Source organism: Pseudomonas sp. B21_DOA, assembly GCA_030544685.1.
Taxonomy (GTDB): Bacteria; Pseudomonadota; Gammaproteobacteria; order Pseudomonadales; family Pseudomonadaceae; genus Aquipseudomonas; species Aquipseudomonas fluorescens_AO.
Genome location: CP086683.1, coordinates 4,135,656 through 4,157,009, shown reverse-complemented (window position 1 = coordinate 4,157,009; position 21,354 = coordinate 4,135,656). Strand labels below are relative to the sequence as shown.

The window sequence follows — 21,354 nt, the reverse complement described above, 5'->3', positions numbered from 1 at the left end:
CAGGCTCGCTCCCAAAAAATCCCAGTGCTGCAAACAGGCATAAAAAAACCCCGCGACCGAATGATACGCGGGGCAAAAAATTGGTTGGTTGCGGCCAACCAAAGGAGCTCTTTAACAACTTTTACTTGCTGGCGACTGTCTCCGGTTGCCAGCCACCGCCGAGGGCCTTGTAGATCGCGACGATGCCGCGATACAGCTCGACTTCGGCTTGGGCCTGACTGTCTTCGGCGTTCAGTCGCTCACGCTGGGCGTCGAGCAGGACGAGGAAATCGGTGGTGCCTTCGCGATAGCGGATTTCCGCCAGATCAGCGGCCTTTCGGCTGGATTCGCTCTGACGGATCAGCGAAATCAAGCGTTGCTGACGCTTGCCATAATCACTGAAGGCGTTTTCCGATTCTTCCAGGGCCAACAGCACTTGTTGCTCGTAGTTGGCCAGGGCGCCTTCGGCATCGGCGTCAGCACCACGCAAACGAGCGCGGACGCTGCCAAGGTCGAACGCAGCCCAGGTGATGCTTGGGCCGAGCGCCCAGGCATTGGCCGCTGAAGAACCGATCTGCGAACCACGCCCGGCGGTCCAGCCGAGGAAGCCGCTGAGGCTGACTCGGGGAACAGGTCGGCTTTGGCCACGCCGATGCGCGCAGTGGCGGAAGCCAGTTGCCGTTCGGCGCTGAGGATGTCCGGACGCCGTTGCAGCAGTTCACCCGGATCACCGATCGGCAGCGCCTTGGCGATGGCCGGCAGATCTTTCGGGCTCAGGTCGACGGTCAGTTTGTCCGGGCGTTCGCCGAGCAGGGTGGCGATACGGTTTTTCTGCCGAACCTGTTCCGCCTGCAACTGCGGCACGGTGGCTTCGACGTTGGCCAGACGCGCATCGGCGCGCTCGACATCAAGCTGATCACCGACGCCGGCGTCACGCAGGCTGATGGTGATCTTGCGCGACTCCTGCTGGTTGTTCAGGTTGGCCACGGCGATTTTTCTCGCAGCTGGGCGCCGCGCAGTTGACCGTAGGCGTCGACCAGTTCGGCAATCATGGTGACTTGCAGCTGATACAGATCGGCTTCGGCGGCTTGCTGGTCGGCGTCGCTGGCTTCCAGATTGCGCTGGATACGGCCGAACAGGTCGAGCTCCCAGGCCATGTCCAGGCCGAGGTCATAGCGTTCGCTATTGACCCGGTCGGTGGTCTGGCCGGGAATCTGGCCCTTGCCCAGGTCACTGCTGGCGCGGCTGGTGATGGTCGGCATCGCGTCGTTGCTGGCGTCGTCGCGGATCGCGCGAGCGGCTTTCCAGCGGGCGAACGCCACGCGCAGCTCACGGTTGCCTTGCAGCGACTGGCTCACCAACTGGTTCAGGGTCGGATCGTCGAATTGCTGCCACCAGATGCCTTCGAATTTCGAACGGTCGAAGTTCTTTTGTCCGGCGGCGCCGTCGGTGGCGGTCGTAATATTGGCCGCCTCCGTGGCTGGGGTCTTGTAGTCGGGGCCGACGGCGCAGGCGCTGAGGGCCAGCACCAGCAGACTCGGCAGGAAGACTTTCAGACTCATTGTTGCGCCTCCAGTGGCTGTTGAAGAGAGTGCGCCTTGGCTGCTTTGCGCTGCTCGCCGCGTTCGACAAAGTTACGGATCAGTACGTAGAACACTGGCGTCAGCAGCAGACCGAAGAAGGTCACCCCGAGCATCCCGGAGAACACGGCCACACCCATGGCGTGACGCATCTCGGCACCGGCACCACTGGAGAACACCAGTGGCACCACGCCCATGATGAATGCGAACGAGGTCATCAGGATCGGCCGCAGACGCAGGCGGCAGGCTTCCAGTACCGCAGCGAGCGGGTCGAGGCCTTCTTCCTGTTTGTCCTTGGCGAACTCGACGATGAGAATCGCGTTCTTACAGGCAAGCCCCACCAGTACGATCAAGCCGATCTGGGTGAAGATGTTGTTGTCACCGCCGGAGATGATCACGCCAGTGATGGCCGACAGCAGGGTCATCGGTACGATCAGGATCACCGCCAGTGGCAGGCTCCAGCTTTCGTATTGTGCGGCGAGCACCAGGAACGCCAGCAGTACGCAAAGCGGGAACACGAACAGCGCGGTGTTGCCGGACAGAATCTGCTGGTAGGTCAGGTCGGTCCATTCGTAGGTCATGCCGTTCGGAAGTTCTTCCTTGAGCAGTTTCTCGATGGCTTTTTCCGCCTGGCCAGAGCTGTAGCCCGGAGCTGCTGCACCGTTGATTTCCGCGGTGATAAAGCCGTTGTAGTGCATCACGCGATCCGGACCCGAGGTGTCGCTGACCTTGATGAAGGTCGCCAGCGGAATCATTTCGCCTTTGTTGTTACGTACTTTCAGCTGACCGATCTGGTCGGACTCAAGGCGGAACTGCTGCTCGGCCTGAACGTTGACCTGATAGGTGCGCCCGAAGCGGTTGAAGTCGTTGGCATACAGCGAACCCAGGTAGATCTGCAGGGTGTCGAAGATGTCGCTGACGGCCACGCCGTGGGTCTTGGCTTTTTCACGGTCGATAGCGGCATCGACCTGCGGCACGTTCACGGTGTAGCTGGTGAACAGGCCGGCCAGTTCCGGCACGTTGTGGCTCTTGTTGATGATGTTCATGGTTTCTTTGTACAGCTCGTCGTAGCCGAGGTTGCCCCGGTCTTCGATTTGCAGGCGGAAACCACCAATGGTGCCCAGACCTTGTACCGGCGGCGGCGGGAAGATCGCCATGTACGCTTCCTGAATGTTCGCGTACTGGCCGTTCAAGGCACCGGCAATTGCGCCGGCGGACATGCTCGGGTCTTTACGCTCGTCGAACGGTTTCAGGGTGACGAAGACGATGCCGGCGTTCGGGCTGTTGGTGAAACCGTTGATCGACAGGCCCGGGAACGCTACGGCGCTTTCCACGCCCGGCTGTTTCAGCGCGAGGTCGGACATGCGCTTGATCACGTCTTCGGTGCGATCCAGGCTCGCGGCGTCAGGCAGTTGCGCGAAGGCCACCAGGTATTGCTTGTCCTGGCCGGGTACGAAACCGGTCGGCGTGCTGGAGAAACCGAAGAAGGTCAGCACCATCAGGCCTGCATACAGGAGCAGGGCGATGCCGCTGCTACGGATGACCCGGCGCACGGTACCGACGTAGCCATGGCTGGCGCGGTCGAAGAAACGGTTGAACGGACGGAACAGCCAGCCACCGAAAATTTTGTCGAGCACTTTCGAGAAGCGGTCTTTCGGCGCGTCGTGGCTTTTCAGCAAGACAGCGGCCAGTGCTGGCGACAGGGTCAGCGAGTTGAACGCCGAGATCACTGTCGAGATCGCGATGGTCAGTGCGAACTGTTTGTAGAACTGCCCGGTGAGGCCGGAAATGAACGCCGCCGGGATAAACACCGCGCACAGCACCAGTGCCGTGGCCACGATCGGCCCGGTCACTTCACGCATAGCGCGTTTGGTTGCTTCGACCGGCGTCAATCCAAGCTCGATGTTTCGTTCGACGTTCTCCACCACCACGATGGCGTCGTCGACGACGATACCGATGGCCAGTACCAGACCAAACAGCGACAGGGCGTTGAGCGAGAAGCCGAACAGGTGCATGACCGCAAATGTACCGATCAACGATACCGGCACCGCCACCAACGGAATGATCGAGGCGCGCCAGGTCTGCAGGAACAGAATCACCACCAGCACCACGAGGATCAGCGCTTCGAACAAGGTGTGAACCACTGCCTCGATCGAGCCACGGACGAAGATCGTCGGGTCATACACGATGCTGTAGTCCATGCCCTGCGGGAAGCCTTTCTTCAGCTCCTCCATCTTGCCGCGCACTTCGTTGGAAATGTCGATGGCGTTGGAGCCCGGACGCTGGAAGATCGGAATCGCCACCGCTGGCTGATTGTTCAGCAACGAACGCAAGGCGTATTGGCTGGAACCCAGTTCGATGCGCGCGATGTCTTTCAGGCGAGTGATCTCACCGTCGTCGCCTGCGCGAATAACGATGTTCTCGAACTCTTCCTCGGAAACCAGACGGCCCTGAGTGTTGACCGACAGCTGGAAGCTTTGTGCGGTCGGCGCAGGAGGCGCGCCCAATTGGCCGGCGGCGACCTGACGGTTCTGCTCGCGAATCGCGGTCACCACATCGGTGGCGGTCAGATTGCGCGAAGCGGTCTTGTTCGGGTCGAGCCAGACCCGCAGCGAATAGTCGCCCATGCCGAACAACTGCACGTCACCGACACCACCGAGGCGAGCGAGCTCATCCTTGATGTTGAGGATCGCGTAGTTGGACAAGTAGAGCATGTCGTAGCGCTTGTCCGGTGAGGTCAAGTGCACAACCATGGTCAGGTCTGGCGAAGCCTTGTCGACGGTGATACCGATGCGCGTCACTTCCTCGGGAAGCTTCGGCTCGGTCCGGGTCACCCGGTTCTGCACCTGCACCTGCGCGTTATCCAGGTCGGTGCCCAGAGCGAAGGTGATGGTCAGGGTGATTTTGCCGTCAGCGGTCGATTGCGAGGACATGTACAGCATGTTCTCGACGCCGGTGATCGCCTGCTCCAGAGGAGCGGCCACGGTTTCACCGATGACTTTGGGGTTGGCGCCCGGGAAGTTGGCACGCACGACCACGGTCGGCGGCACGACTTCCGGGTATTCGCTGATCGGCAACTGGAACAGCGAGATCGCACCGGCAATCAGGATCAACAGCGACAGCACCGCTGCGAAGATCGGCCGGGAAATGAAGAATTGGGAAAAATTCATCGGAGTTGTCGTCCCTTAACCGCGTGGGGTCGTAGCAGCCAGCTTCGCAGCCGAACCCGATGCGCCCTTGGCAGGGGCAACTTTGGGCAGGTTGCTGGCTTCCAGCGCTTGACGTTGTTGAGCGAGGGCGGCGAGGGTCTGCTCGCTGGCCATCGGAATCACTTCAGGGATGACCGGTGAGCCAGGACGAACCCGTTGCAAGCCCTTGACGATGATCGTGTCATCTTTGTTCAAACCGTTGCGGACGATGCGCAGGCCTTCGATTTTCGGACCCAGTTCGACGGCGCGGTAGGCGGTCTTGTTGTCGCCATCCATCACCAGCACGAATTTCTTGCCCAGGTCGGTACCGACGGCTTCATCGTTGATCAGCATGGCGTTGTAAGTGCCGCTGCCGACCAGCTTCAAGCGAGCGTAAAGACCCGGGGTGTAGGTGCCGTCAGCGTTGTCGAAGACAGCGCGACCGCGGATGGTGCCGGTTTTCGGGTTGACCTGGTTGTCGACGAAGTTCATCTGGCCCAGGTGCGGGTTGCCGTCTTCGTTGGACAGGCCCATGTACACCGGAGTCGTTGCGCCACGCTGACCATTGCGGGCCAGTTGGGTGTATTTGAGGAACACGCGTTCATCGGCATCGAAGTAGGCGTAGACCTTGTCGGTGGAGACGACGCTGGTCAGCGCGGTGGTGTCGGCGGTCACCAGGTTGCCGGCAGTGATTTCGGCGCGGCTGACGCGGCCACTGATCGGTGCGGTCACGCGGGTGAAGCTCAGATTCAGTTTGGCCAGGTCCAGTTGTGCCTGCAGAGCGCCAACGGCGGCGCGGGCCTCTTGGGCAGCGCTGGTGCGCGAGTCGGCCAGTTCAGCGGAAATCGCGTTGCTGGTGCGCAGACGTTCACCGCGAGCGGCTTCGTTTTCACTGCGAGTGGCGGTGGCGCGGGCCTGGGCGACCAGCGCTTCGAGGCGGCGTACCTCGGCCTGGAACGGGCGCGGGTCGATCTGGAACAGCAGGTCGCCTTTCTTGACCAGCGCGCCTTCGGTGAACGCGACCTGATCGATCTGGCCCGAGACCCGAGGGCGGATTTCAACGGTTTCCGGCGCTTCGAGGCGCCCGGTAAATTCGTCCCACTCGTTGACCGGTTGTTCCAGCACCTTGGCCACGCTGACTTTGGCAGCGGGCGGGGCGCCGGCAGTCTCCGGAGTTTTGCCGCAGGCGCTCATCACCAGTACGGCCAGCATGGCCAACGGGAAGCGCAAATGTTTGAGTGATTGTTCCATGGATGCAATCCGCCGAAGTATTGAAGATGGGCGGATGATGCTCGGCGCGGGTGTGATGGCACGAATCGAATGAAGCAAAGGTAACTATCATTCGGAATGATATAAGAGCCGAGGCAGCCCTCTAGCATGCACGTTTCGTTAGGTAGCTATCAATCGGCTTCAAAGCAATTCTGTGTTGCGCGATTCGCAATGATTCACTGCAACCGGAAATCGTTGGGCCAGAAATGCAGAAACGGCCTATGAAGGCCGTCCCGATCAGCGTGTTGCCGTGGTGTCAGTTGATGCCTTTGCGGTTGGCACCGAAGCGGTTCGGCCCAGGCTGGCTGTCCTGCGCGAGGAAGACGATGTTGACGATAGGCAGCAGCAACCACCAGCCACTGCGATCCGTGTCGTGCATACGGCGCACGCCGACGGCAATGCTCGGGATCAGCAGCGCCAGATTATAAAGGCCTTGCAGAACGCCACCGGTGTTGGCAAAGCCGTCAATGAAGCCCACCACGAACGCGACGCCCATGTTGATCAGGAAGAACAACCAGTATTCACGCCGGGTGGCGCGACCGTTGAACACGGCGTAATTCTTCAACGCCTCAAGGTAAGGGTTGCCTGTCGTGATGGCAGGGCCGCTTGGGTAGGCCTGCGGAGCTGCCTGAGGCGCGCCGCATTGAGGGCACGCCAGCGCCAGCGTACTGATTTCCTTGGCGCAACCGCGGCAGTAAACCATGCTCATATTTTTTCCCTAAAATTATTGGATCGATAGACAGAAAAGAACCAGCGCGGTTAGACCTGACAATAGGATGCCGGCGATCGCGAGGTTTCTTCCAGGGTGGTTTTCGTTGATGCAGATGATGCCGCAAGCCAGACCAGCGACGCTGAACAGTCCGACGCCGAGGATCGTTTCGAAGTCCCAATCGGAATCATCAAACAGAGTAAGAACGCAGATAGTTCCGAAGATCAGCGAAACGATGGCCAGCCAGGGAGTCCCGGCTTGCGAAGATGGCACAAAGGCCTGTTGGCTCGCCCCGCATTGGGGGCAGGTGAGCGCCGTCTCATGGAGCTCCTTGGCGCAAGCACGACAATAGACCATTGCCTTCGTTTTCCTTAACTGAATGCGAATGCCCGACCCTCCATCGGCGGGGCGGCGGTAATCTAATCTCTATCACGCGATTTGTCACGGCTCTTTGCCATCACGCGTTATGGCAGAGTGACCTGGTACGTCTGCCTGAAAACATTGGCACTTCGCTCTAACATGAGTGGAAACTCATGCTCTGATCCTTCGCCAATCTCCGGAACCCCTCTGTATGCGAGACCTGCCCCCAACCGCGACGCTGCGTGCTTTTGAAGTGGCCACCCGACATCCGACATTCACCGCTGCTGCTCAGGAACTGCACGTGACCCAGAGCGCCGTCAGTCATCAGCTCCGGCACCTGGAGGATCTGTGGGGGCTGCAGTTGTTCGAGCGCGGCAAGGCGTTACGCCTCACTGCAGCGGGGGCGACGCTGGCGCCGATCGTGCGCGAATTTTTCACCAGCCTCGAAGCAACGTTGGAGGACCTGCGCGAGCAAAAGGACAGGGTTCGCCTGACCGTCAGCACCACTTATTCGTTTGCCTTGAAGTGGCTGCTGCCACGCTTGCCGAATCTGTCGCGCCTGCACCCGGAGCTGTTGGTGTCGCTGGATACCACGGACAAGATCATCCACTTCGCCAGTGGCGAAGCGGACGTTGCAATCCGCTTGGGCAAGGGCAATTACCTCGGTCTGTATTCAGAGTTCCTGTTCGGCGAACAGGTGTTTCCCGTGGCCAGCCCCGAACTGCTGCAGCGCGTCGGCAGGCCAGGCAGTCCCGCGGAGTTGCTGCAGATGCCGTTACTTATCCGCGACGGTGCCGAGTTGGCGCCGAAATGGGAGGTGTGGTTTCAGTCCGTCGGGCTGGAGTTTTTACCGCTGCGCGAAGGCGTCAGGTTTGGTGACACCAATATGACGGTAGAAGCTGCATTGCTCGGCCAGGGTGTGGCGCTGGTGCGCAGCGGGCATGTCGAAAATGAAATCGGCGACGGCCGCTTGGTAAGGCTGTTCGATGTGCCGTTCGCTTCGCCGCTGGCCTACTATTTCGTCTGTCCCAAAGGCATCGAAGCACAACCACATATCGTCAATTTTCGTGAATGGTTACTTGGTGAGGCGTTGAAGGTGCGGAGCGCCCAGCGTTGAGGTATGAGTTTTTATTCATGTCTCAATGAGGAAACTTCGCTGTAATGCCAATGCCAGTGATGCCTAGAATGCCGCATGCCAATCCATCTCGTACTTCTGGTTCTGTTCGCCGCGCTCCTGCACGCCAGCTGGAACGCGCTGCTGCGCGGCGGCGCCGATCGGCTTTGGTCCATGACCGTGATGTGCGTGGCCATTGCCATCGTCTGCGCCGTCGCCGCACTTTTCTTGAGCCCGCCGGCACCTGAGAGCTGGGGTTATGCGCTGCTGTCGGCATTGCTGCATGTCGGCTACAACCTGTTCCTGGTGCGCAGCTATCGGGTCGGTGACCTTGGGCAGATCTATCCGATTTCCCGTGGCTCGTCGCCGGCGCTGATCACCCTCGGCGCCGCGCTGTTTGCCGGCGAAACCATTACCCCCGGCGAATTGCTCGGCATTGGCCTTGTGTCGGGCGGGATCATGTCCCTGGCCTTTCGAGGACGCAGCCTGTCGGTGCCGAGCCTGCCATATGCGCTGGGCACTGGTTGCTTCATTGCCGCCTACAGCGTGGTCGATGGCATTGGCGCCAGGCTGTCGGGGGCGCCGCTGGCTTACACCGTCTGGATGAGCGCCCTGTGGGGTGTGCTGATGCCGCTGGTGTATATCGGCCTGCGCGATGTTCGCAGTCTGTTTTCCGTACGGCCCGGAATGCTGACCGCTGTGGTCGGCGGCCTGGTCTCGTTGCTGGCCTACGCAATCGTTATCTACGCCATGAACGAAGCGCCACTGGGCGCGGTGTCGGCCTTGCGCGAAACCAGCGTTTTGTTTGCCGCATTGCTCGGCTATTTGTTCCTCGGTGAAAAGCTCACCGTCCGCAGGATGCTGGCGTGCGTGGTCATCGCCAGCGGCGCCATCATCATCGGCTGACACAGCCCGACTGCTCAGGAGAACGTCGCATGGATAACGTTTCGCAGGCCCCGCTGATTCTGATCACCGGCGGCAGTCGCGGAGTCGGCGCCGCCACCGCCCGACTCGCCGCAGCACAAGGCTACGACGTTGTCATCAGCTACGTCGCCAGCGAGTCCGCCGCGCTGGCGGTGGTGGCGGATATCGAAGCGTTGGGACGCAAAGGCCTCGCGGTGCGTGCCGACAGTGCTGACCCCGAGCAAGTTGCTGAACTGTTCTCGGCCATTGATCGTTCATTCGGGCGTATCGACGTGCTGGTCAATAACGCTGGCATGCTGGCGAAACAGTCCCGCATGGAAGACCTGGGCTTCGAACGCATGCAGCGCATCTTCGCGGTCAATGCTCTGGGGCCGATCCTGTGCGCGCAGCAGGCGGTGAAGCGCATGTCTCTGCGCCACGGCGGAACGGGCGGCGTGGTGATCAATATTTCGTCCGCCTCCGCGCGCCTGGGCAGTCCCAATGAATACGTCGACTACGCAGCGTCGAAAGGCGCGCTGGAAACCTTCACCATCGGCTTTGCCAAGGAAGTCGCGCGGGAAGGGATCAGGGTCAACTGCATTCGCCCGGGGCACATCTATACCGACATGCACGCCAGCGGCGGCGAGCCGGGGCGGGTGGATCGCGTGAAGGAATCGATCCCGATGGGGCGGGGCGGTCAGCCGGAAGAGGTGGCGCGGGCCATCTTGTGGCTGGCCAGCGCGGAGGCCTCCTTTGTCACGGGTACTTTTCTGGATGTGACTGGCGGCAAGTAGGTCCGGGCTACAGGCTATCCGGATCGCCAAAAAACATCTGAATCCGCGACCTCAACCACCGCTCCCCGGATCGTTGTCCTGCGACCCACGCCAAGCCATATGCAACTCGAACGTACGCGTCGGCAGTGGCGGATCTTCAGCCCGCAGACCGCCAGCTGCCGTCAGTGCCTCAGCCGTGTAATCCGGCACGGTGGCGACGATATCGGTGCCTGCCAGCAGCGTGCCCAATCCGTTGAACTGCGGCACCGCCAGCACCACGTGGCGTTTGCGTCCGAGCTTTTCCAATTCCTCATCGACGAAACCACTGAGATCGCCAGCAAACGACACCAGTGCGTGCGGGCGGGCGCAGTAGTCGTCCAGGCTCAACGGCCCCGGCACGGTGTCGGCGCGCAGCAGCTTCGGTGCGCTGCGGCGCAGGACCTTGCGCTTGGCGTTGGCCGGCAGGTCGGTGGTGTAGCTGACGCCGATCGAAATCTCGCCGGAGGCCAGCAGGCCCGGCATCAGGATGTAGTTGACCCGGCGCACGACGAGGACGATGCCCGGCGCTTCGGCGCGCAGGCGTTTGAGCAGCATCGGCAACAGGGCGAATTCGACGTCGTCGGACAAACCGATGCGGAATACCGAGGTGCTGGTCGCCGGATCGAAATCGGCGGCACGACTGACGGCGGTTGAAATCGAATCGAGTGCGGGCGAGAGCAGGGCGAAGATTTCCACCGCGCGTGCGGAAGGTTCCATGCTGCGGCCGGTGCGGACAAACAAGGGATCGTCAAACAGGCTGCGCAGGCGCGATAACGCCGCGCTGATGGCCGGTTGGCCGAGGAACAATTTTTCCGCGGCCCGAGTCACACTGCGTTCGTGCATCAATGTTTCGAACACGATCAGCAGGTTCAGGTCGACACGACGCAGGTCATTACGATTCATCTGGAGTCCTGGCAGAGTCATCAAACTTGACGAGGGCGACCATATGAGAACAATGGCCGGCATGAATCTTACGGGGAAAGGCTGGTACTCTGCACCGGAAAATTCAGCTTTACTGCGACGGTGGCAGGCCTTTTTTCATGGAATTTGCCAATGCCGCCCTTGGTGCGGAATCAATGACAGGCATGTCGACTATTAATAGCCACTGATGGTCTTGGGTCGAAAGCCCAGATAGAGTTCATTGCATTAGAGGTTACTTTGACGAGGTTTGCGATGTCCCGCACGATCCGTTTTCACAAGTTTGGTCCGGCCGAGGTGCTCAAATGCGAAGAGCATGCGGCTGCTCAGCCAGGTCCTGGCGAAGTGCAGGTGCGTGTCGAGGCAATCGGCATCAGTTGGTACGACACCCTGTGGCGTCAGAATCTGGCCTCGTCCCAGGCACGTCTGCCTTCGGGCCTCGGTCATGAAATGGCTGGCGTCGTCACTGCGGTGGGCGCTGACGTAAACGACCTGTCCGTCGGCGACAAAGTGGCCAGTTTTCCGGCCGAAAGCCCGAACGACTATCCGGTTTACGGCGAGTCGATCGTCCTGCCCCGCACGGCGCTGACCCGTTATCCAGATGTGCTTAGCCCGATCGAAGCGAGCGTGCATTACACGCCGCTGCTGATCGCCTACTTCGCGTATGCCGATCTGGCACGAGTCAAACCCGGCCAATTTGCGCTGGTCACTGACGCCAGCCACTGCGCCGGCCCGTCGTTTGTGCAATTGGGCAAAGCGCTGGGTGTGCGAGTGATCGCCGCGACCAAATCGGCGGAGGAGCGTGAGTACCTGCTGTCCCTGGGCGCGGAAAAGGTCATCGTCACCGAAGAGGAAGATCTGTTGATGCGCATCAACAAGATCACTGATAACCGCGGTGTCGATGTGGTTTTCGATGGTCTTGGTGGCCCGCAGATGTCCTTGCTCGGCGATGTGCTGGCACCACGCGGCAGTCTGGTGCTGTACGGCCTGCAGGGTGGTAATCAGACCCCGTTCCCGGCGTGCGCAGCGTTCCAGAAGAACATCCAGTTCTTTGTGCACTGCATCGGTAATTTTACCGGCAAGCCGGAGCTGGGCATTGTTCAGGACCATGTTGCTCTGCAACGTGCCTTGCGTGACATCAACCAGTTGACGGCCGACCGTGTGTTGCTGCCGTTGAAGACTAGAGTATTTCCGTTCAACGAATTCGTCGAAGCGCATCGCTACATGGACGAATGCCCGTGCCGCGAGCGGGTTGCCCTGCAAGTCGAGCCAGCGTAAATCAACTCATCAGAGTCCGTGGCCTCACGGACTCTTTTTGTTTATTTCTGTCCAGTCAGTAAACCTTTCCCGCTGCCGCGCTCTTCACCACTTCAGCAACTGAACTGGTTTTTGCTCGACATCTGTATCTTCTAATCGTATTCCAAGTGCTGATAATTGAATGATTACTTTCATCTCAAGGAATGAGCTATGGCTGTGCATTCAATTTGTCCTCGGCAATATCAAACGGCTAACCCGATTGGCTTCGTCAATTTCTGTTTAATTGCTGTAGGGCGATTCCGAAGTTGCGTCTCTTTTTCTTGTAATGAATCTTCGTGAGACGTTGTGGGAAGTTTCCTCAGATTAATGGTCGCTGAAAAAATGTTAGTAAAAACAAATGGTTATAAAATTTGCTTTGCCGCTAACGGTTTTTTCGCAGGTCAAGTGTTTCAAATAACTACAACTTTGTAAGTGTTAGCATTTCAGCGTCTATTACTTATTGATCCAATTTGTCGGGCGCACACTGTCCAGTGCATGCGGCATGAAATTTTCTATACCGGGTAAATACCGATGAGCACGATCCACGATCAGGCAATGAACTATGTTTATCAGCAAGTTTTGCAGCGTTTGCTGAGTTTCTTTTCCCGCGCCGAGCGCACAGCTTTGCAGTTATTGATCCAGCGCCTGGTCGTGGCGGCCGGCGGAATGGACAACGTCGGGCAGTTCAAGGTGCTTGTGCATCAGTCTGGCTCGCGGGACAGCTGCTACACCCTGGCTTTGCTTCGCGCAGCGCAGTTGACCATTGCCAGTCGCGCCCCTGCTACATTCCAGCTGCGCGTTGCTACCCTGCGCTGGAACGGTGACAGCCCTGGCAATCTGCAAAACCTGCATCGCAGCTTCAGCGCACTGTTTCTCTATGACGACCCCCGGGTCGAGCTGCTGATGGTGGATAACCGCGAGGTGCTGCCCTTCGACCACCGCACAGCCGTCAGCAACGACGGTCATGAAGCCAGTCGGGTTAATCTGCTGCTCGTAGGGCACTGTCGTACCTGGATTGAGACTCCCGAATTGTGGGATGACGCTTACCTGGCCACTGCCGAGTACTACAGCCAGATCGCCCGCTGGAATAATGGCGTTGACGCCATGATCAGCACTGAAACAAGAAGCAGTCAGCGGCATTTCCTTGAGGGCCTGAACCGTGCGATGCAGAGAGTGGCGATCGCAGGCCCCGGGCTGGTCCAGAGCGGATTCGAAGCGCTTTTTCCATTGCTCGACGGGCTTGGTGACGATTTCTATCGCGAGCTACGTTCAGATGATGAGCGCACCGTCTGGCGCCCAGTGGGTGAATTCGAAGCCTGCCGTCGCACCAGTTTTATCGACATCAACGACATGATGGTTGGCAAGCTGGAGGATCGCTGGCCGCTATTGGGCGAATTTCTGGGGTTTGAACCGGATGATCTGGCGCTGTATCAGGGCGAAGCGTTATTTGCCGATCCGCTGATTTCAGCCCACGTGCGAGGCTTGTACGCGCAATTCATCGAGGGGAGGGCGTATCAAGCGGGAGTCGACGACTACGCCCGCAATACCCTGGCCGACCTGCGCCAAAAACAAGCGGCGGAGCCCGTTTGCGAACACTTGATGTGCAGTTTTGAAAATGTCGGCGGGCCAGAGCAACTGCGAATACTGGCAGATGATTACCTGCTCAATGGTTTCGGCTTGAACGAAACGCAGTTGGTCTGCCTGTTATTCGCACCGTTTATCGACGGCGGCAAAGGTCTTGAAAGGTTTTTGCGTAATTGTCATCCAGGGATGCTGGTCGCGATGCCAGATCTGCACCGGGCCATGCAGGGCTTGCATGCCCCGGAGCAGGTGTTGAAATGGATGACCGAAGTCAGTGGTCTGCCCGTCAGGCTGATCACCCGTCTCTATGCGATGGGGCCTGTTCAGTTGTGCTCGCCGACCGAGTTCGCCTCCGATGACCTGGATGCCTGCGAGGTGGGCGCCGTGTCACACGTCGAGCGGTCAACGGAACGCTGACGGTGAGACAAAGGTCGGGCCGAAAACCCCTGTCCATGGAATTGAGGTTGTGAAGGGCGCACGGGAACATGATTTTGTCTACCAGTCGGTTTATCGGTATCTGACAACGCTGATTGACGATGCCGGTGGGCATGCAGCAGTACGCATGCCCTCGTTACGCCAACTGGCCGACCGGCTGAATGTGTCGATTTCGACTGTGCAATACGCTTATGCGTTGCTGGAAAAAGAAGGGCGGGTCTATTCCATAGCCAAATCAGGTTATTACGCTCAAGCGCTTTACAGCCTGGACGCGCCCGGTGATGGCAGTGATCTGCTGGAGACCGTTTACGTTAACGCGAGACGTCCCGGCATGTGTGTTTTGAGCGCTGACGAACCGGCATCGCTACAACCGCTGGACAGTCCTTTGATGACGTTGGAGCGTGAGCTCCTGCGCCAATACCCTCGCCAGCCTCAGACCCTCGTGCAGCCTTGCGGGGAACTGGAATTGCGGGTTGCCCTGGCAGCGCGGTACACCTGTTCGACGGCGAATTATTGGCATGCCGATGATGTTTATATTGGTGCTGATCTGCGCGGCGTTCTGGAAATTCTGATTTCGGTGCTTGAGTTGCGTGAAGCCGTCGTCGTGGTTGAATCTCCCTGTGACTGGGTGATTTTGCGTCTGCTCGAGTCGTGCGACGTGCGTGTGATCGAATGGCCTTCGCTGGCCGAGGGCGAGGTGGATCTGTCGGCACTGGAAATGCTGCTCAGGAACGAGCCGGTCCGTCTGGTGGTTTTGTCTTCAGTGTTGAGCCTGCCCCAGGGCTGCGGTTTTACCCAGGAACATCAGCAGGCAATCGCGAAGATGCTCGAGCGCTATGGCATCTGGGTGCTGGAAAACGATTGCTACAGCGAGCTTGATGAGCGCGCAGATTCGCAACGGTTACGTAACTGGCTGGATCCGGATCGCTTGCTGGTGTTTTCCAGCTTCGAGAAATTCATTGGTGCGGAAGCGCCATTCGGCTTCGTTCTGTCGCGGCATTGGCGCAACGAGTTGCAACGGCATTTCCTGTTCCGTGCGTTTCGCCTGTCGCCCATTCGACAGAAAGCGATTGCCAGACTGTTAAGCAGGGGGCGTCTCGATCAGCATCTGTTCGTGTTGCGACGCATGCTCGGTGAGCGCCGCTCCTCGTTGATCCAGGTGTTGCGTGAACGGTTGGGCGACGCGCTGCAGATTGTCGAGCCACAGGGCGGGGCGACGGTGTGGGTGCGTTCGGTGCGACCGGTCGACATGGCAAATGTCTTCCGGCGATTGCTCAAGCAACAAATCATCGTGGCGCCGGGTGAGCTGTTCAGTCTGCGAGGCTTGCATGCCGATCATCTGCGTTTGAGTGCGCTGAATCACGGCGAGCGCGATTTATCAGGTGTCATCGGTTTGCTCGGCGATGCCTTGCGCCTGTCTGGGGCTCGATAATGTTAAAAAACATCGGAAGTGTTTCGGATACATCCCGTCGCACGGTGGTCAAACTGCCAGTAAACTGCGCAGCATTTCCTGAACCACTTCGATTTCAGAGGTTTTTGCATGACACTCAGTCCTTTTGCGGGCAAACCGGCACCGGCAGAACTGTTGGTCGATATCCCGCGACTGGTTACGGCCTATTACACCGGCCAGCCTGATGCATCGATTTCGACCCAGCGAGTGGCGTTCGGCACCTCCGGCCACCGCGGCAGCTCCTTCGATTTGAGTTTCAACGAATGGCATGTCCTGGCCATCAGCCAGGCGATTTGCCTGTATCGCGAAGCGCAAGGCATCACCGGCCCGCTGTTTGTCGGCATCGACACCCATGCATTGTCGACCCCGGCCGGCGCCAGCGCACTGGAAGTCCTCGCTGCCAACGGCGTCACCGTGATGATTGCCGAAGGCGACGAGTACACGCCGACTCCGGCGATTTCCCACGCCATTCTCTGCTACAACCGCGGCCGTACGTCCGGCCTGGCTGACGGCATCGTCATCACGCCATCGCACAACCCGCCACAAAGCGGTGGCTACAAATACAACCCTACCAACGGTGGCCCGGCCGATACCCACATCACCAAGTGGATCGAAGCCAAGGCCAACGAATTGCTGGCGAACAAACTGGCCGGGGTCAAACGCATCAGCTATGAGCAAGCGCTCAAGGCCAGCACGACCCATCGCCACGATTATGTGAACACCTACGTTGCCGACCTGATCAACGTTATCGACTTCGATGCCATCCGTGACGCCAAACTGCGCCTGGGTGTCGATCCGCTGGGCGGAGCAGGGTGCGCTACTGGTCGGCCATTGCCGAACACTACCGTCTCGACCTGGAAGTGGTGAATAAACAGGTCGATTCCACGTTCCGTTTCATGACCGTCGATTGGGATGGCCAGATCCGCATGGACCCATCGTCCAGCCACGCGATGCAGGGCCTGATTGGCCTGAAAGAACGTTTTGACGTGGCGTTCGCCTGTGACCCGGATCACGACCGCCACGGTATCGTTACGCCGTCCGGTGGCCTGCTCGCACCAAACAATTATCTGGCGGTGGCGATCGATTACCTGTTCCAGAACCGCCCGCAATGGCGCGCTGATGCCGCTGTCGGCAAAACCGTGGTCAGCAGCGGCCTGATCGACCGCGTTGCCAAGCGTCTGGGCCGTCGCCTGTACGAAGTGCCGGTCGGTTTCAAATGGTTCGCCGACGGTCTGTTCGATGGCTCGCTGGGTTTTGGTGGTGAAGAGAGCGCTGGCGCTTCGTTCCTGCGCAAGGATGGCGGCGTATGGAGCACCGACAAGGATGGTCTGATCCCAGCCTTGCTCGCCGCCGAAATGACAGCGCGCACCGGCCGCGATCCAAGCCAGGCCTACCGCGCGCTGACCGACGAACTGGGCGAGCCGTTCTCGGTACGCGTCGACGCCAAGGCCAACCCGGAACAGAAGGCACTGCTGAGCAAGCTGTCGCCGGAGCAGGTCACCTCGACCGAACTGGCAGGCGAGAAGATCCAGAACATTCTCAGCCATGCACCGGGCAACGATCAGGCGATTGGCGGTCTGAAGGTCATGACCGAAAACGGCTGGTTCGCCGCGCGTCCTTCGGGCACTGAAGACATCTACAAGATCTACGCCGAGAGCTTTATCGGCGATGACCACCTCAAGCAACTGGTGGCCGAAGCGCAAACGTTGGTGGATGGCGCTATTTCCAGCAAATGATGCGCACATGAAAAAGGGCAACCGTAATGGTTGCCCTTTTTTGTTGCCTGTAGATCAAGCCAGGTCGACCAGTACGATCTCGCTGTCCTCGATCGCCGTGACCGTCAGCACTTGCTCGTGGGCCACCGCCACACCGTCACGCGCTTGGGCACGCAAGCCATTGACCTCGATCACGCCAGTGGCCGGAACCAGATAGGCGCGACGTCCCTCGTCCAAACGGTATTCGGCTGTTTCACCGGCCTTGATGTTCGCAGCAACCAGTCGTGCATCGGCGCGAATGTGCAGACTCTCATCGTCGCCAGCCTTGCCGCTGGCCAAAGTGACAAACCCTTCGCGCTCGCCTTTGGGAAACGGCTTGGCTCCCCAGGAGGGCGGTGCACCGGTTTCGGTCGGCAGAATCCAGATCTGGAAGATCCTGGTTTCCTGGTCTTCCAGGTTGTACTCGCTGTGAGCGATGCCGGTGCCGGCGCTCATCACTTGGACATCGCCGGCTTCGGTACGGCCCTTGTTGCCAAGGTTGTCCTGGTGCGTGATCGCACCTTCACGCACGTAGGTGATGATTTCCATGTCGCGGTGCGGGTGCTGTGGGAAACCGGTGCCTGCGGCGATGATGTCGTCGTTCCACACGCGCAGGTTGCCCCAGCTCATCCGCTGCGGATCGTAGTATTCGGCAAACGAAAAGTGGTGATGCGCGTCCAGCCAGCCATGATGGGCGCCGCCCAGCGAGCTGAAGGGTCTGAGTTCAAGCATGATCGTCTCCTAATAAGGGTCGTCAGGGGCGGACCCCGTGGTTGATGACGACGATCATCTATCAAGCAATCATCGGTAAAAAGCGCAAAAACTGCTGCATCATGATCGAGTAATTAGATGTGACAGCGGCTCGAAATCATTTCATCGGACTTTCAATTCGTCGCCTAAACCGATGACCTGTAAGCATTTCGCTAGAACTGAACGGTAAATCCAGACACCATAGCCGCCACAGCCTCACACCCTGGAGTCCGTCAGCGTGGCGCACCACACCCCGATCTTCCTCCCGAACTTCGTCCACTGGCCGAGATGCCCTGGTTCAAGCGTCTGGCCGCGCGATTCTTTGGTCACGGCCTGACAAAACTGCGCGCCCAGCACCGGGCATCGTGGCTGCACGGGCAAGCCGACGGATTCCGCAGTGGCCACACCGCTGGTGTCGAATATGGTTTCAAGGAGGGCAAGCTTGAGGGGCTGGAGGAAGGCCGCCAGGTGGTGCTGATTCGCGACAGCCGCAGCACCGAGCATCGCCCGCCCAGCGTCGATACCAACCTGTTTGATGACTGGCGCCTGCCACTGACGGCGGAGCTGAAGAAGCGCATCAAGGCTGACGTCGCCCGTTTGCTCCCGGCCCACGCCCAGCCCAGCGCTGCGCAATGGAAGATGATCTTCAGCGATACGCCGTCCACCTCGGTGGTGGCCGGCGCCGGTGCCGGCAAGTCGACCACGCTGGTGCTGCGCATTCTGTTGCTCAGCCATTATCTGGGTTTTGAGCTGGATTCGATGACCGTGGTGACCTTCACCCGCGAATCACGCAAGGACTTCATCAACAAGCTTATCGAGATATTCACCCTATGGGGCCAGCCGCTTAACCCCAAACAGGCGCGCGAACTGGTGCGAACCTTTCACTCGCGCATCCTGCCGATGGTCCGCAGTCTCCCGGGTTTCGAGCGCTTGCAGGCGTTCGAAAATCTCAGCGATCGCCCGCAAAGCGGCGCAGAGGAGGTCGACAGCAATCCGTTTGACCTGCGCATCAATGATGCACAGCGACAGCAACTCAATGCCTGCTATCACCGCCTGTTCAACGAGGACGAGCGTTTCCGCCAGTTGATCCAGCCGCTGTCCCGTGCCGGGCTGCAGTTGAAGGAACTGGAGCGCGACCATCCCGATGTGCAGAAACGCATGGCGGTCACCGAGCTTGCGGCCAAGCGCGACGAAGAACTTTGCGATGTCATCGAGGACCTGTGGTTTCGCGCAGGGGCGTGGCCCATCAAAGGCATCGAGCCGAATCGGCAAACATTTGAAATCAACGGCTCGCGTTTCCACGCTCACGGTTACATACCGAGCGTCGATGCTTGGGTGGTGCTCGGCTTCGATCCCAAGGAAAACGCCCAGCTAACCCGACCCACCGCCAAGCTGAGTGTCCGCGCAGAGTGGGCGGTCAAGCGCACCCTGTTTCAAGCTTTCTGCCGTAAGCCATTGATATGGCTGGATAGTTACGAGTCATCCAGGCGCGTTCTTGCGATGTTGGCCGGAGATGCCAGCGCCGGTCCCGGCTTTGATTACAAGGTCAAAGGCGAGCTGGCTTCGGCACCATTGCTGGATTGTTTTGTCGGCGCAGCGGGCTTTATCGAAAACCTGGGCCTGGATGTGCCGGACGCGGTCAGTCGCATGAGCTTCGCCAAGGACGATCCCGATCGCTTTTTCTTCGAGGCTCTGAGCCTGTTCTGGCGCGCATTTGAAGATCACCTGCTGGATCAGAAACCGCCAGTGATGACCTACAACCGCATGTTTGCGCTGTTCAGTGAGCATTCGCCGGAAAACCTCAAGCTGCTCAGCGATGAGCTGTTGCGGCCGATGGCGCATCTGATGATCGATGAATTTCAGGATGTTTCGCCGCAGATCGTTTCGTGGATTCGCGCGAGTCTCAACGAGATCCGCAGCCGTGGTCCGGCCATGCACGTCGGGCGTGGGGCGCAGCGGTCGTCGCTGTTGTGCGTCGGCGATGACTGGCAATCCATTTACGGCTGGCGCGGCAGTTCGCCGAGCTACTTCATGGAGTTCAACAAGGAATTCCCTTCACCCAGCACAACGCGGGTCATGCTCAGCGACAACTACCGCAGCCACCAGCACATCATCGACGCCGCCGAGCACATTGTCCGTGCAGCGCCGGCGATTGCGGGCAAGAAGGCCAGGGCCAGTGGTGAGCCCAAGCCGCTGCAGCCGGTCAATGTGCTTGAGCGCGATGATGAAGCGCTGGGTGAGCGCCTCGCCGAGCACTACCGGCGCGGCGATTCAATCTTGATGCTTTATCGAAAAAGCAGCGATAAGTTACTGATACAGCAGAATATTCAGTCGGTACTTAATGTGGATTCGAGCTTACCTTACGAGGCGCGGCGACTGAAACAGCTGACCTATCACAGCGCCAAGGGCTTGCAGGCTGATGCGGTATTCCTGCTTGGTGATTGCCAGCATCTGACCAGTTCGCCGTACAAGAATCAGGTCTACCGTATGGCCGGGCTGGGCAAAACGGGTGACAGCGAGCCGTACGACAGTGCGCAAAAGGATGAAATTCTGCGCCTCGCCTACGTTGGCATCACCCGGGCCGTCAGCCATTGCTACTGGTACGTCGAACCGCAGGAAAGCCAAGCGGTAAATATGCCGAGGGCGTCGGATCGGGTCGCCAAGGGCAAACCTTTCTTCGTCGATCATCGAAGCGAAAAAGCCAGCGCCTGACCAAGAAAAAGCCCGCATGGCTGCGGGCTTTTTCTTTTAAATCAGTCACTTATGCGTAGTTCTTGAGAGATTCCGGAGGAGTGAAAGCTTCCAGCTCATCTTCGATGGCTTCAATGATCCGCTCGACATCCGCCGCGTTCATCACCGTTGCGCATGGAATGCCGGCGATGGCGATCATGGTTTCGCCGCTGGCACGATCAAACAGCCGGGCGATCATGCTGCCCGGCGCATCCATCGTCGCCTCGAATCCCATGGGATGAAAATGCCAGCGCATCAGCTGGCAGGCGTTGGGAAAGGTAACTTTGCTGGACCCTTTGTTCATGGTGTTGCCCGCCTGCTTCATCGAGCGCTTCCTTTTGCTCATGTTAGGTGGGAAGAGCCTTCATTGGCTCAACCAGTGCTTGAGCTTTAAAAGTAGCATCCGTGTGTGAAAAAACTGTGAGTTTTTTCAGTCTGTTTAGCGATTGATTCGCATTTTTTGATGTAAGTCACTGGCTCATCGATTATCGCCAAAACGCCACCATGGATTTTTCATTGATGCGGC

General features: G+C 59.1%; 13 protein-coding genes and 3 pseudogenes. 8 read left to right on the top strand and 8 right to left on the bottom strand.

Going from position 1 to position 21,354, the window contains the following annotated elements; all coding sequences use genetic code 11:
* Positions 1-121: 121 nt before the first annotated feature.
* From LJU32_19135 to LJU32_19115, 5 genes and pseudogenes are all read right to left on the bottom strand, one after another.
* Positions 122-1,541 (bottom strand): annotated as a pseudogene (locus LJU32_19135) (TolC family protein).
* Positions 1,538-4,729, bottom strand: coding sequence for an efflux RND transporter permease subunit (locus LJU32_19130; protein ID WKV87732.1), 3,192 nt, complete (start codon positions 4,727-4,729; stop codon positions 1,538-1,540). Before LJU32_19130 ends, LJU32_19135 begins: the two are co-directional and overlap by 4 nt.
* A 15-nt stretch (positions 4,730-4,744) precedes the next feature.
* Positions 4,745-5,998: an efflux RND transporter periplasmic adaptor subunit gene (locus LJU32_19125; GenBank protein ID WKV87731.1), complete on the bottom strand. Its 1,254-nt coding sequence runs from the start codon at positions 5,996-5,998 to the stop codon at positions 4,745-4,747.
* A 274-nt stretch (positions 5,999-6,272) separates the two neighbouring features.
* Complete coding sequence (locus tag LJU32_19120; GenBank protein ID WKV87730.1) at positions 6,273-6,725, bottom strand: DUF805 domain-containing protein; 453 nt, start codon at positions 6,723-6,725, stop codon at positions 6,273-6,275.
* A gap of 15 nt (positions 6,726-6,740) precedes the next feature.
* Entirely contained in the window at positions 6,741-7,082 is a 342-nt protein-coding gene (locus tag LJU32_19115) for a DUF4190 domain-containing protein (protein WKV87729.1), read from the bottom strand.
* A 214-nt stretch (positions 7,083-7,296) separates the two neighbouring features.
* Between LJU32_19115 and gcvA the strand changes: the two genes are divergently transcribed.
* The 3 genes from gcvA to LJU32_19100 all read left to right on the top strand — a co-directional run bounded on the left by gcvA (position 7,297) and on the right by LJU32_19100 (position 9,896).
* Positions 7,297-8,202 (top strand): transcriptional regulator GcvA, encoded by a 906-nt coding sequence (gene gcvA, locus LJU32_19110; GenBank protein ID WKV87728.1) that lies wholly within the window; start codon positions 7,297-7,299, stop codon positions 8,200-8,202.
* Positions 8,203-8,277: 75 nt separating this feature from the next.
* A complete protein-coding gene (locus tag LJU32_19105) occupies positions 8,278-9,105 on the top strand; it encodes a DMT family transporter (protein WKV87727.1) in 828 nt (275 codons plus the stop codon).
* A gap of 29 nt (positions 9,106-9,134) precedes the next feature.
* Positions 9,135-9,896, top strand: a complete 762-nt coding sequence (locus LJU32_19100) for an SDR family oxidoreductase (protein ID WKV87726.1) — start codon at positions 9,135-9,137, stop codon at positions 9,894-9,896.
* A gap of 7 nt (positions 9,897-9,903) precedes the next feature.
* Here the strand turns inward: LJU32_19100 and LJU32_19095 are convergent.
* Positions 9,904-10,817, bottom strand: a pseudogene (locus LJU32_19095) (LysR family transcriptional regulator).
* A 270-nt stretch (positions 10,818-11,087) separates the two neighbouring features.
* On the opposite strand from LJU32_19095, the gene LJU32_19090 reads away from it, so the two are divergent.
* From LJU32_19090 to pgm, 4 genes and pseudogenes are all read left to right on the top strand, one after another.
* A complete protein-coding gene (locus LJU32_19090; GenBank protein ID WKV87725.1) occupies positions 11,088-12,110 on the top strand; it encodes a zinc-dependent alcohol dehydrogenase family protein in 1,023 nt (340 codons plus the stop codon).
* 549 nt (positions 12,111-12,659) lie between these two features.
* The gene (locus tag LJU32_19085) at positions 12,660-14,126 is read left to right on the top strand and encodes a hypothetical protein (GenBank protein WKV87724.1); all 1,467 of its coding nucleotides are present in this window, start codon (positions 12,660-12,662) and stop codon (positions 14,124-14,126) included.
* 49 nt (positions 14,127-14,175) lie between these two features.
* The gene (locus tag LJU32_19080; GenBank protein WKV87723.1) at positions 14,176-15,576 is read left to right on the top strand and encodes a PLP-dependent aminotransferase family protein; all 1,401 of its coding nucleotides are present in this window, start codon (positions 14,176-14,178) and stop codon (positions 15,574-15,576) included.
* A 108-nt stretch (positions 15,577-15,684) separates the two neighbouring features.
* Positions 15,685-17,330 (top strand): annotated as a pseudogene (gene pgm / locus LJU32_19075) (phosphoglucomutase (alpha-D-glucose-1,6-bisphosphate-dependent)).
* A 54-nt stretch (positions 17,331-17,384) separates the two neighbouring features.
* Here pgm and LJU32_19070 read toward each other — a convergent pair.
* Complete coding sequence (locus LJU32_19070; GenBank protein ID WKV87722.1) at positions 17,385-18,080, bottom strand: pirin family protein; 696 nt, start codon at positions 18,078-18,080, stop codon at positions 17,385-17,387.
* A 306-nt stretch (positions 18,081-18,386) separates the two neighbouring features.
* Between LJU32_19070 and LJU32_19065 the strand changes: the two genes are divergently transcribed.
* Positions 18,387-20,810 (top strand): UvrD-helicase domain-containing protein, encoded by a 2,424-nt coding sequence (locus LJU32_19065; protein WKV87721.1) that lies wholly within the window; start codon positions 18,387-18,389, stop codon positions 20,808-20,810.
* Positions 20,811-20,859: 49 nt separating this feature from the next.
* On the opposite strand, the gene LJU32_19060 is transcribed toward LJU32_19065, so the two are convergent.
* Positions 20,860-21,132: a DUF1652 domain-containing protein gene (locus tag LJU32_19060; protein WKV91150.1), complete on the bottom strand. Its 273-nt coding sequence runs from the start codon at positions 21,130-21,132 to the stop codon at positions 20,860-20,862.
* Positions 21,133-21,354 lie beyond the last annotated feature (222 nt).